General features: G+C 70.8%; 11 protein-coding genes and 2 riboswitches. Of the genes, 8 read left to right on the top strand and 3 right to left on the bottom strand.

Annotated features, from left to right (window positions below; genetic code table 11):
• Window positions 1-60: 60 nt before the first annotated feature.
• Window positions 61-681, bottom strand: a complete 621-nt coding sequence (gene ctaE, locus ABUW04_RS37435) for an aa3-type cytochrome oxidase subunit III (RefSeq protein WP_030248509.1) — start codon at window positions 679-681, stop codon at window positions 61-63.
• A gap of 326 nt (window positions 682-1007) precedes the next feature.
• Here ctaE and ABUW04_RS37430 point away from each other — a divergent pair, with 326 nt between their 5' ends.
• The 3 genes from ABUW04_RS37430 (at window position 1008) to ABUW04_RS37420 (ending at window position 4192) form a co-directional block, all read left to right on the top strand.
• Window positions 1008-1421, top strand: a complete 414-nt coding sequence (locus ABUW04_RS37430; RefSeq protein WP_030248506.1) for a hypothetical protein — start codon at window positions 1008-1010, stop codon at window positions 1419-1421.
• A gap of 75 nt (window positions 1422-1496) precedes the next feature.
• Window positions 1497-2567, top strand: coding sequence for an anthranilate phosphoribosyltransferase (gene trpD / locus ABUW04_RS37425; RefSeq protein ID WP_380568779.1), 1071 nt, complete (start codon window positions 1497-1499; stop codon window positions 2565-2567).
• 67 nt (window positions 2568-2634) lie between these two features.
• Window positions 2635-2769, top strand: a riboswitch (SAM riboswitch).
• A 52-nt stretch (window positions 2770-2821) separates the two neighbouring features.
• The gene (locus tag ABUW04_RS37420) at window positions 2822-4192 is read left to right on the top strand and encodes an aminotransferase class V-fold PLP-dependent enzyme (RefSeq protein WP_380568778.1); all 1371 of its coding nucleotides are present in this window, start codon (window positions 2822-2824) and stop codon (window positions 4190-4192) included.
• A gap of 139 nt (window positions 4193-4331) precedes the next feature.
• On the opposite strand, the gene ABUW04_RS37415 is transcribed toward ABUW04_RS37420, so the two are convergent.
• A complete protein-coding gene (locus ABUW04_RS37415) occupies window positions 4332-4613 on the bottom strand; it encodes an Lrp/AsnC family transcriptional regulator (protein ID WP_030248501.1) in 282 nt (93 codons plus the stop codon).
• Window positions 4610-5410 carry a rhomboid family intramembrane serine protease gene (locus ABUW04_RS37410; protein WP_380568777.1) on the bottom strand — a complete coding sequence of 267 codons (801 nt, stop codon included), beginning with the start codon at window positions 5408-5410 and terminating at the stop codon, window positions 4610-4612. The genes ABUW04_RS37415 and ABUW04_RS37410 overlap by 4 nt, the downstream gene beginning before the upstream one ends.
• A 116-nt stretch (window positions 5411-5526) precedes the next feature.
• Here ABUW04_RS37410 and ABUW04_RS37405 point away from each other — a divergent pair, with 116 nt between their 5' ends.
• The 5 genes from ABUW04_RS37405 to ABUW04_RS37385 all read left to right on the top strand — a co-directional run bounded on the left by ABUW04_RS37405 (window position 5527) and on the right by ABUW04_RS37385 (window position 11519).
• Window positions 5527-5799 carry a hypothetical protein gene (locus tag ABUW04_RS37405; protein WP_030248498.1) on the top strand — a complete coding sequence of 91 codons (273 nt, stop codon included), beginning with the start codon at window positions 5527-5529 and terminating at the stop codon, window positions 5797-5799.
• A gap of 136 nt (window positions 5800-5935) precedes the next feature.
• Window positions 5936-7360, top strand: a complete 1425-nt coding sequence (locus ABUW04_RS37400) for an NYN domain-containing protein (RefSeq protein WP_380568776.1) — start codon at window positions 5936-5938, stop codon at window positions 7358-7360.
• A gap of 204 nt (window positions 7361-7564) precedes the next feature.
• On the top strand, window positions 7565-8647 hold the full coding sequence (locus ABUW04_RS37395) for a C40 family peptidase (RefSeq protein ID WP_030248494.1): 1083 nt from the start codon (window positions 7565-7567) through the stop codon (window positions 8645-8647).
• Window positions 8648-8989: 342 nt separating this feature from the next.
• Window positions 8990-9138, top strand: a riboswitch (cyclic di-AMP (ydaO/yuaA leader).
• 10 nt (window positions 9139-9148) lie between these two features.
• Entirely contained in the window at window positions 9149-10225 is a 1077-nt protein-coding gene (locus ABUW04_RS37390; protein WP_037593955.1) for a C40 family peptidase, read from the top strand.
• Window positions 10226-10439: 214 nt separating this feature from the next.
• Complete coding sequence (locus ABUW04_RS37385) at window positions 10440-11519, top strand: C40 family peptidase (protein ID WP_030248491.1); 1080 nt, start codon at window positions 10440-10442, stop codon at window positions 11517-11519.
• The last annotated feature ends 27 nt before the right edge of the window (window positions 11520-11546 follow it).

Raw genomic sequence — 11546 nt, 5'->3', positions numbered from 1 at the left:
CGTCAGGTCGGTCTGTGGGGACCGCCCGGCGGTGTGCCGGGAGGACGGTCCGACCCTGGCCTACTTGATCAGGTAAATGGTCGCGAAGAGGCCGATCCAGACCACGTCGACGAAGTGCCAGTAATAGGACACGACGATCGCCGCTGTGGCCTGCTCGTGCGTGAACCGCTTGGCGGCGTACGTACGGCCGAGGACCAGCAGGAAGGCGATCAGACCACCCGTCACGTGCATGCCGTGGAAGCCGGTGGTCAGGTAGAACACCGAACCGTAGGGGCCCGAGGACAGCGAGATGTGGTCGTGCTTGACCAGGTCCGTGTACTCGAAGATCTGACCGCCGATGAACGTCGCACCCATGATGAAGGTGAGGATGAACCACGCCCTGAGCTTCTTCACGTCGCCGCGTTCGGCGGCGAAGACACCCATCTGGCAGGTGAAGGAGGAGAGCACCAGGATCGTGGTGTTGCCCGACGCGAAGGGAACGTTGAGGGCTTCGTTGATGGAATGCCAGTACTCCGTCCCGGTGACCGAGCGGAGTGTGAAGTACATCGCGAAGAGGGCCGCGAAGAACATCAGCTCGGAAGCCAGCCAGACGATGGTTCCGACGCTGACCAGGTTCGGCCGGTTGACCGATCCGTGTGCGTGCCCGGTTTCTACTGCAGTTGCTGTCGCCACGACGGTCATTATGTCGGTCGCTTATTCCGTCTTCACTCCGGGGGGTGTTCCTCGGTGTGTCCGGCTGGTGACGTACCCTCCGGCCGTGGTCGGACCCCTGACGACCTCGCAGGTAGCCCGGATGGCGGGGGGCGCCGCCCGGCGGTGTCCGTGCGCGACTGGCCGCCGGGTCCCCCGAAATGGTGAACCCGGAACGGCCGGACGGCTGCCGTCCCGATCTTCCCGTTTCGTACCGGTGCTGAGGGCGGTGCTTCGGGAGTAGCATCCGGCGCAGACGCCGAAGTGACCCCGGTCACCCATCAGCAGCCCGAGGACATCCCAGGGGGATACCGACCATGGCACTGAACGTTCTTGTCTACAGCGACGACCGCTCCACCCGCGAGCAGGTCCTGCTGGCGCTGGGGAAGCGGCCGGCGACGGACCTGGCGGAGCTCCAGTACCTGGAGTGCGCCACCGCGCCGGCGGTGCTGAAGGCACTGGACGCCCACGCCAAGGGGGTCCGCCGGCTGGACCTGCTGGTGCTGGACGGCGAGGCCACCCCGGTCGGCGGGATGGGCCTGGGCCGGCAGCTCAAGGACGAGGTCTACGGCTGCCCGCCGGTGCTGGTCCTGATCGGCCGGCCGCAGGACTCCTGGCTCGCCGCCTGGAGCCGCGCCGACGCCGCCATCGCCGCGCCGGTGGACCCGGCGGCGCTGGCGGAGACCGCGGTGACGCTGCTCCGCAGTGGTCAGGCGCATCTCGTCGGTTGAGATCTTCCACGGGGCGGCCGTCGCGGTCGCTAGGCTGGGCCTCTCCTTATCTGCACCCACTGAGAGGCCCAGGCCATGGTGAACGTGATTCCTGCGAACGGCGGCGGCGACCCCGTGCAGGCGCGGTCCTGGCCGGATCTGCTGAGCACGCTGATCGCCGGTGACGACCTGTCGACCGACGAGACCGCCTGGGCCATGGACCGGATCATGACCGGGGAGGCCTCGCCGATCCAGGTCGCCGGCTTCCTGGTGGGCCTGCGCGCCAAGGGTGAGACGGTGGACGAGATCGCCGGTCTGGTCGACTCCATGTACGCCCACGCCACCGTGATAGAGGTGCCGGGCCGGGCCGTGGACATCGTCGGCACCGGTGGCGACCGGGCCAAGACCGTCAACATCTCCACCATGTCGGCGATCGTCGCGGCCGGCGCGGGCGCGCTGGTGGTCAAGCACGGCAACCGGGCCGCCTCCTCCGCGAGCGGAGCCACCGACGTGCTGGAGAAGCTCGGCGTCAATCTGGAGCTGACCCCGCGTCGGGTGGCCGAGGTCGCCGTCGAGGCCGGGATCACCTACTGCCCGGCCCCGGTGTTCCACCCCTCGATGCGGCACGCCGGGCCGGCCCGGGTCGGTCTGGGCGTCCCCACCGCGTTCAACCTGCTCGGCCCGCTGACCAACCCGGCCCGGGTCGGCGCCAACGCCGTGGGCTGCTTCGACACCAGGATGGCCGGCCTGATCGCCGGCGTGCTGGCCCGCCGCGGCGCCTCCGCGCTGGTGTTCCGCGGCGACGACGGCCTGGACGAGCTGACCGTGACCGGGACCTCCACGGTGTGGCAGGTCCGCGACGGCGAGGTGGAGCAGAGCCGGTTCGACCCGCGGGACGTCGGCATCACCCCGGTCGGCATCGAGGCGCTGCGCGGGGCCGACGCCGCCCACAACGCCGAGGTGGCCCGCCGGGTGCTGGCCGGGGAGCAGGGCCCGGTCCGGGACGCGGTGCTGCTCAACTCGGCCTCGGCCCTGGTCGCCCTGGACCAGACCGACGCACCGCTGACCGAGCAGCTGGCGGCGGCGATGAAGCGCACCGCGGAGTCGATCGACTCCGGCGCGGCCGCCGCGGTGCTGGAGCGCTGGGCTGCGGCGACGCACAGGTAGTCCGGGCGGTCCCACATGCCGGACGGGGGTTCGCCCACAGGGCGGACCTCTGGCATAGTTCTCACCAGGTCACGAGTGACAGCGCGCGGTTCACGACCGCTGCAGCCCCGGCTTGCTGTCCGGCAACCCTCCGTCCGTGGCGGGGTGCCTCCGGGTGACGACCAGGCCCTTCGGCAACAATGCCGTGGGGCAAGCGCGGATCCCTTCCGATCAGGCCTTGCGCCGGGGATCCACTGGATGCCCTGGAGGGGTCTGTGTCGGCGTACCCGAATACTTCCACCGTCTGTCAGCCGCTTGCGGTCCTCGGCCGCGATGTCGAGGTCCCGCTGGTCAGCGGTGCCAAGGTGACCTACGCCGCGCTCGACTACGCCGCCAGCGCGCCGGCCCTGCAGCGGGTCTGGGACGACGTCGCCGCCTACGCCCCCTACTACGGCAGCGTGCACCGCGGCGCCGGGTACCTCTCGCAGCTGTCCACCGACCTGTTCGAGCAGAGCCGGGCCACCGTCGCCGAGTTCCTGGACCTGCGCGAGGACGACCAGGTGGTCTTCACCCGGGCCACCACCGACTCGCTGAACCTGCTGGCCGGCGTGCTGCCGACCGGGACCGAGGTGTTCGCCTTCGAGACCGAGCACCACGCCTCACTGCTGCCCTGGCGCAGGGACGGACTGACCGTCAGCTACCTGCGCGCCCCGCGCTCGCCCGAGGAGGCCGTGGCGGCGCTGGACGAGGCGCTGGCCGCCACCACGGCCGGGCCGCGGCTGGTGTGTGTGACCGGGGCGTCCAATGTCACCGGGGAGATCTGGCCGGTCCGCGAGCTGGCCGCGACCGCGCACCGGCACGGCGCGCGGATCGTCCTGGACGCCGCCCAGCTCGCTCCGCACCACCCGGTCTCGGTCCGCGAGCTGGACGTCGACTGGGTCGCCTTCTCCGGGCACAAGCTCTACGCCCCCTTCGGCGCCGGAGTGCTGGCCGGCCGCAGCGACTGGCTGGACGCCGCCGAGCCGTACCTGGCCGGTGGCGGCGCCAGCCGTACCGTGGCCAGGGAGGCCGACGGCTCGGTGGCGGTGGAGTGGCACCGCGGTCCGCAGCGGCACGAGGCCGGTTCGCCGAACGTCGTCGGCGCCTACGCCATCGCCTCCGCCTGCCGGGCGCTCGGCGAGGCCGGCTTCGACGCGCTGGTGGCCAGGGAGCGGTTCCTGATCGACCGGCTGCGGGCCGGGCTGGCCGGGATTCCGCAGGTCAGGGTGTTGACCCTGTTCGGCGAGGAGCACCCGCGGGTGGGTGTGCTGTCCTTCGTCGTGCAGGACTGGAACAGCTCGCACTTCTCCGCGGCGCTGTCCGCGGAGTACGGCATCGGGGTGCGGGACGGGCTGTTCTGCGCGCACCCGCTGGTGCGGACGCTGCTGGGCGGGGAGGAGGCTGCGCCGTCCGAGTGCGGTGCGCCGGAGGCGTCGCTGCCGGGGGAGCGGAGCCTGAACGCCATCCGGGTGAGTTTCGGGGCGGGCACGCCGGACGAGCATGTGGACCGCTTTGTGGAGGCGGTGCGGGAGTTGGTCACCGACGGTGCGAAGTGGGCCTACCGGACCGAGGGTGGGCGGTGCGTGCCGGATACCCGGCGGGGGTGACCGGTTCTCGGGTGCGGGTTGTGCATGGTTGGCCGCGCAGTTCCCCGCGCCCCTGGGGGCTGCAACTGACCCACTATGAGTGAGTTGCACCTACCTAGGGGCGCGGGGAACTGCGCGACAAGCCACCTACGGTCTGCACCTAGTCCTCCAAGCCCAACGCGAAGGCCGCGTCGAGGTCGTGCCGGGAGTAGGTGCGGAAGGCGATGTGGGTCTCCGTGGACTCGACCCCGGGGACCTTGTTCACCTGGCCGGGGATCACTTCGGCCAGTTCCTCGTGGGCCCGTACCCGGACCATGGCCACCAGGTCGTGCTGTCCGGTCACCGAGTACACCTCGGTCACCCCGTCGATCGCGGCGATCGCCTCGGCGATCTCGGGGATCCGGTCGACGGTGGTCTTGATGAGCACGATCGCGGTGATCACGGGGGGTCTCCTGGGAGTACGGCGGCGTTCGTCGGATCAGCGTAGCCGCGCCTGCGGCAGTACAGCAGCCAGGCGAAGAGGAAGCCGCCGGCGAAGCCGATCAGATGGGCGGTGTAGGCGACCCCGGTCACGGCCGCGGAGGGCGCCCCGACCGAGGCCCACTGGATCGCGAACCACACGCCGAGCACCAGCCAGGCGGGGAACCGCAGCGGCAGGAACAGCAGGAACGGGAGCAGGCTGGTCACCCGGGCCTTCGGGTGCAGCCGCAGGTAGGCGCCGAGGATGCCGGCGATCGCACCGGAGGCGCCGACCAGGGTCTGCGTGGCGCTGTCGCCGCCGGCGAAGACCGCGTAGCCGTAGGTCGCCAGGTAGCCCAGGGCGACATAGCTGAGGAGGTACGGCAGCCGCCCCATCCGCTCCTCGACCATCGCGCCGAAGACGTAGAGGAACAGCATGTTGCCCAGCAGGTGCAGCCAGCCGCCGTGGACGAACATCGCGGTCAGCACCGACAGGGCCGGGATCTTCGGGAAGCCGTCCGGCGCCGGGCAGCCCGGGGTGGTGGGTGCCGCGATCGGCTGGTTGTCCATCAGCTCGCTGGGGATCACCCCCCAGTGGTGGTAGTAGGCCAGCTCCGCACAGGCGCGCGCGTTCCCGCCGCCGTACAGCGGGTCGAGCCCGGAGACCGGGCCGACCAGGAAGACCAGCGTGCACGCCGCGATCAGGGCGTAGGTCACCAGCGGAACGAACGGCTGTGCGCCCCCGGGGGGCGGATTCTTCGCGCTTACCGGCCTCAACATGGATTGAGCATTCCTTAACCGGACAAATCTGACACCGGTTGTCCCGCCGTATCTGCCGTTGAGGGCAAGGCCATAGGGTTGTGCAGGTAGGCGTACCCGTCGCGAGAGGACCGCTCATGTCAGTTCCCCTTCCCACCGAGGGGACCCGGTGGCGCTGCACCCTGTGCGGCAACCTGACCCGCTTCGACGTGACCCGGTCCTCCCGCGTGGTCGAGTTCGTCCATCTGGACCTGGCCGGCGAGTCCCGGGTGGAGGAGCGCGAGGTGCTCAGCGAGACCGTGGAGTCGGTGCGCTGCCGCTGGTGCAACGCGGTGGACCAGGTGGAACTGGTGGACCGTCCGGGCGCGGAGGCCGAGGCGGCCGCGCAGGCGGGGCGTACCGAGGCCTGAGCGCCCGGTGTGAAGGCGGTGCCCCGGGGCAGGTGGCCTGAGGCATGTGTGGCGCGGTGACGAGTAGGGGGTAGGGCGGGCGAGAATGGTTACTGCGGGCAGGTAGTCCCGCAGGACCGGATCGGAGACAGCGGACGTGGTGGAGCGAGACCGGGCGGACGTCGCCGAGGGGCCCGTGGGCCCCGAGCAGGCGGCAGACCTCGCGCTGCCCGCCACCGAACCCGCCGAACCGGATGAGCCCGCCGAGCCCGCCGAGCAGTTGGACCGGCCGCTGCCCGAGGGCGTGCGGCGCAGGGTCGTCGGCATCGCCGCCGACGGGCTCAGCGCCATGCCGGTCGGCGAGTTGCCGCCCCGGCTGCGCCCCTACGCCAAGTTCACCCCGGTGCAGCGGGCCAGACGCGGGGCCACCGCCATCGCCGCCGCCCTGGAGACCGAGCCCGGCTTCCGGTCGCGGATAGCGGAACGAGTCAGACAGGGCCAGCCCGACCTGGTCGCGGCGCTGGAGAACGGGCAGGTTCCTGCCGCCGCCGACCCGCAGGACGTGGCCGCGGTGGCCTATCTGCTGCGACCGACCGGATGGAGCAAGCTGGTCGGCGACGCCGGCGAGGAGGTCGAGCGGGCCGAGTCGGAGGGCGCCGCCGCCGAGGCGGCCCGACTGGTGGAGAAGCTGCAGGCGGAGCTGTCCGCGCTGCGCGAGACCAGCAGGACCGAGGCGGACCGGGGCCGGGTCGAGCTGGACGAGACCAGGAAGGAGCGGGACTCGCTCCGCCGCCGGGTGCGCAGCCTGGAGGCCGACACCAAGCGCGCCGAGGCGGCGACCCGCAAGGTCACCGCCGAGCTGGAGGCGCTGAAGGCGGCCGGTGCCACCGAGCGCGGCACCACCGACAGCGAGGTGCGCCGGCTGAAGCACCGGCTGGCCGAGGCCGAGTCGGCCGTCGAGGCGGCCAGACGGGCGTCCAGGGAGGGGCGCAGCGCCGAGGAGATGCGGCTGCGGCTGCTGCTGGACGTGGTGCTGCAGGGCGCCCAGGGGCTGCAGCGGGAGCTGGGCCTGAAGCCGGTCACCACCCGCCCGGCCGACACGGTGGAGGCGGTCGCGCCCACCACGGCCTCCCCGCACGACGTGGCCAGACGCGCCCTGGACGGGGACGACCCCGCGCTGCTGGACCAGTTGCTGGCGCTCCCTCAGGTGCATCTGCTGGTGGACGGCTACAACGTCACCAAGAGCGGCTACCCGACGCTGCCGCTGGACAAGCAGCGGGTCAGGCTGCTGAACGGGCTCTCCATGCTCGCCGCGCACAGCGGGGCGGAGATCACCTGCGTGTTCGACGGCAAGGACCTGGACGCGCCGGTGCCGATGGCTCCGCCGCGCGGGGTGCGGGTGCTGTTCAGCCGGTCCGGGGAGAACGCCGACGAGTTGATCCGGCGTCTGGTGCGGGCCGAGCCGGAGGGCCGTCCGGTGGTCGTGGTGTCCACCGACAAGGAGGTGGCCGACGGGGTGCGGAAGGCCGGCGCGCGTCCGGTGCCCTCGGCGATGCTGCTGCGGCGGCTCGTCCGCACCTGAGCGATCCGTGCCGAGTGGTCCAGCCTGTGTGGCCTCCCAGGGTGCCTTAAGGGCTTTCCTATAAAGGACATTGCGCCCAATCACCCCCGGACTCACCGCCGAGGGCGACAGAGTCACATCAATCTCACTAGTCTCTCCCTTCGAACCTCTGTCTGTGAACGTCTGTCTGTGTTCGCCAGTGTTTGCTCGAAGGGACCAGCTTCTGTGGCCACGCACCGTCGCCCCAAGCAACCCAGCCGCGCCCGGGTGTCGATCCTGACCGCCGCTGCCGCCGCCGCTGTGGCCCTCTCGGCTCAGGCGACCGCTCAGGCAGCGCCGGCCAAGACCACCACCGACCAGGCGAAGTCCCAGGTCGAGGCGGACCAGTCGGCGGCGAACAAGGCGACGGAGCAGTACGACCAGGCGCAGGGCCAGGAGCAGGAGCTGCAGCGGCAGACCGGTGTGCTCCAGGACGAGATAGCCCGCCAGCAGGCGGCGGTGAACAAGGAGTTGGGCCAGCTCGGGCAGATGGCCAGCGCCGAGTACCGCGAGGGCGCGGTGGACCCGACGGTGAAGCTGCTGCTCTCCTCCAACCCGGAGGAGTACCTGAACCAGGCGTCCACCCAGAGCCAGGTCGCCGGCAGCCAGGCCGCGCTGCTGCAGATGCTGCAGAGCCAGCAGAAGACCCTGGCCGAGGAGAAGGCGCAGGCGGCCCAGGAGCTGACGGCGCAGCAGGCGCTGCTCAAGCAGATGCAGACGGCCAAGAACACCGCCCAGACCAAGCTGAACCACGCCCAGAGCGTGCTCAGTTCGCTGTCCGCGGCGGCACGCGCCGCGGTGGAGGCGGCGGCGCTCAAGGAGCAGGGGGCCGGCACCGGCGGTGGCGGCGGCTACAGCTCGGTGGACTCCACCGACAACCACATGTCGGTGTCCGACATCAACCTCTCCGGGATATCCGCCGCGGCGAGGACCGCCATGGAGGCGGCGATGAGCAAGGTCGGCATCGCCCCGTACGCCTGGGCCGGCGCCGGGCCCAACAGCTTCGACTGCTCCGGACTGGTGATGTGGGCCTACGCCCACGCCAACATCAGCCTGCCGCACTCCTCCGAGGGCGACGAGTCGGTGGGCACCCGGGTGGCCTCCAGCGCCGACCTGAAGGTCGGCGACATCGTGGTGATGGAGGGCGGCGCGCATGTCGGCATGTACGCCGGCAACGGGATGCTGCTGAACGCCCCCGAGTACGGCTACAACGTGTCGATCCAACCGATGTCCTACTTCGGGTCGATCGTGGCGATTCGCCGCTTCTGACGCAGGGTCGGCTCCGGACCGAAGGTTTGGGAGTCGGCTGAGGCGTGGGTTATCTCCTGATGTGACTCACGTCACACGGGTCTCGAACGCCTCGGCCTGATGACCGATTTGACCGCCATGTCGTCGCCAGATGGTCATTCCGCGACTACGGTCCGTTGGAAATCTGATGCAGTGTCGTAACCAAAGATAGTTTTTACTTACAGGGATTTGAACGGATCACGGTTGGGTCACTAGTGTCAGCGATCGAACCACCGCGAAGTCGATCACCCAGCCTGGGTGGCAGCGGAGGTTTCCGCCGAGTCCGACCGCACGGCAGGCCCGTCCCGAAGCCATCGGGGCGACCACAGGGGAGAGCCGTCAGTCTCGGAGCCGGGGAACCACGTTCCTCGGGGTGAATCGACGCCAGGCCGGTACGCCGGTGAAGCGCCGTAGGGCACGTCTTCCAGCCCGAACCCGTCAGCTCACCCGGTAGGCGGACGTAGGAAGAAGGAGCTCGCCTTCGTGGCGTCCCATCGTCGTCCCAAAACCCCCGGTCGCGCCCGCATAACCGTGCTCACGGCTGCCGCGGCCACAACCGTCGCCCTCTCCGCGACCGCCGCCCAGTCGGCGCAGGCGGCCCCGAAGCAGACCACCGCCGAACTCAAGGCGCAGATCGACAAGCTGAACAGCGACGCCGACACGGCAGTTCAGCAGTACGACAAGGCCCAGTCCGACCAGCAGACCCTGCAGAAGCAGGTCAACACGCTGCAGGACCAGGTGGCCCGGCAGCAGGCCTCGGTCACCGCCAAGGCCTCCGCCCTCGGTGCGGTCGCCAGCGCCCAGTACCGCAGCGGGGCGATCGACCCCTCGGTCCAGCTGATGCTCTCCTCGGACCCGACCGAGTACCTGAACTCGGCCTCGGCGCAGAGCCAGATCACCTCCAGCCAGTCCAACATGCTGGCCGAGCTGAAGACCGAGCAGTCGACGCTCAACAACGAGAAGTCCGAGGCCGAGACCAAGCTGAAGGCCCTCGACGCCACCAGCAAGCAGCTCGCCGCCTCCAAGGCCTCGGTGCAGAAGAAGCTCGCTGCCGCGCAGGCCAAGCTGGACTCGCTCACCGCCGCCCAGGCGGCGGCGCTGAAGGCCGCCAACGCCGCAGCCGCGGAGAAGGCCGCCGCGGCCGCCAGCAGCTCCTCCTCGTCCTCCTCCTCGTCCAGCAGTGCGAGCGGCTCGTCCTCCTCCAAGGCCGGCGACTCGGTGGAGGCGATCGCCTACGCGGCCGCCCAGACCAAGCTCGGCGACGCCTACGTCTACGGCGCCACCGGGCCGAACACCTTCGACTGCTCGGGCCTGACCCAGTGGGCCTACGCCCAGGCCGGGGTGGCCATCGGCCGCACCACCTACGACCAGATCAACGCGGGTACCGCGGTCACCCGCGCCAACCTGCAGGTCGGCGACCTGGTGTTCTTCAACGGTGACTCGCACGTCGGCATCTACGCCGGCAACAACACCGTGCTGCACGCCCCGCACACCGGCACCGTGGTCAAGTACGAGAGCATCGACACGATCGGCAGCATCTACGCGATGCGCCACATCTGAGAGCGTTCCGGCCGCCCAAACGGCTGTACGGGCCCGATCCCCTGCGGGGGGTCGGGCCCGTTGCGCTGTCCGGGACACCCCTCCCGACATGGCGTTTCGTCAAGTTGTACTAATTTCGGGGGTATTTTCGTCCTTGCTGGGGTTTGGACTCGATGTGTCCGACTCGCTAACGTCGGCGCTCGGTCCTCTGCTTCGACGAATGGAGCCATTCCCCGTGGCGTCCCACCGACGTGCCCGACCGCTGGGCCAGTACTCCACCGTGGCAGCCCTGTCGCGTTCCGCCGCGACCCTGGCGGCGGCCACCGCGGCGGTCCTCGCGGGCGGAGGCAGCGCCCTGGCGACTCCGGGCAGCCCCGGAGGGGGCGCCCCGGTCACCGCCGACGACGTGCAGCACCAGCTCGACGGCCTCTACGCGCAGGCGGAGGTGGCCGGCCAGCAGTACGACGGGGCGCAGGAGCAGGAGCACGCGCTCCAGCGCGAGTCGGTGCTGCTGCAGCAGCGGGTCGCCGAGGAGCAGCAGCATGTGAACGCCCTGCTCCAGTCCATGGGTTCGATCGCCAGCGCCGAATACCGTCAGGGCGGCGGGCTGGACCCGCTGGTGAAGCTGCTGCTCAACGCCCATCCGGACCAGTACCTGGAGCAGGCGTCCAGTGCCGACCAGGCCGACGCCGTGGCCGCGCTGAAGCTCCAGGAGATCGAGGCCGACCAGCGGCAGCTGGTGCAGGACCGGGCCGAGGCGGTGGCGCAGCTGGCCCGGTTGGAGACGCTGCGTCAGTCCATCGCCGGCAGCAAGACCCAGGTGCAGCAGCGGCTCGGCCATGCCAAGGCGCTGCTGGACTCGCTGACCGCGGCGCAGCGCGCCCAGCTCCAGCAGGGTGAGGACGACGCGGCGGGAGCGGCGGCCCAGGCCGCGCAGCAGCCGCCGCTCTCCGGCCAGGGGCCGGCCTCGGCCCGGGCGGCGCAGGCGCTGGCGGCCGCCGAGAGCGCCCTGGGCAGACCCTATGTGTACGGATCGGCGGGGCCCGGATCGTTCGACTGCTCCGGGCTGATGTACTGGTCCTGGCGCCACGCCGGAGTGACGCTGCCCCGCACCTCGCAGGGCCAGGCCTTCGCCGGGCAGCGGATCCCGCTGAGCCAGGCGAGGCCCGGTGACCTTGTGATCTACTACGGCGACAGGCACCACGTCGGGATGTACGCAGGCAATGGGACGGTCATCCATGCGCCCTACCCGGGGGCGAGGGTCCGCTACGAGCGGGTCACCAGCATGCCCGTGGCCGAGGTGGTCCGGGTCTGACCTCCCCGCCGGACGGGGGTGCCGCTG

It is taken from the genome of Streptacidiphilus jeojiensis (genome assembly GCF_042510965.1).
Taxonomy (GTDB): domain Bacteria; phylum Actinomycetota; class Actinomycetes; order Streptomycetales; family Streptomycetaceae; genus Streptacidiphilus; species Streptacidiphilus jeojiensis.
This window is presented reverse-complemented; position numbering and strand designations above follow the sequence as displayed.

Bases quoted from the DNA above. Each gene is read 5' to 3' on its own strand.
- ctaE (WP_030248509.1), bottom strand. From the start codon at position 681: ATGACCGTCGTGGCGACAGCAACTGCAGTAGAAACCGGGCACGCACAC.
- ABUW04_RS37430 (WP_030248506.1), top strand. From the start codon at position 1,008: ATGGCACTGAACGTTCTTGTCTACAGCGACGACCGCTCCACCCGCGAG.
- trpD (WP_380568779.1), top strand. From the start codon at position 1,497: ATGGTGAACGTGATTCCTGCGAACGGCGGCGGCGACCCCGTGCAGGCG.
- ABUW04_RS37410 (WP_380568777.1), bottom strand. From the start codon at position 5,410: ATGTTGAGGCCGGTAAGCGCGAAGAATCCGCCCCCCGGGGGCGCACAG.
- ABUW04_RS37405 (WP_030248498.1), top strand. From the start codon at position 5,527: ATGTCAGTTCCCCTTCCCACCGAGGGGACCCGGTGGCGCTGCACCCTG.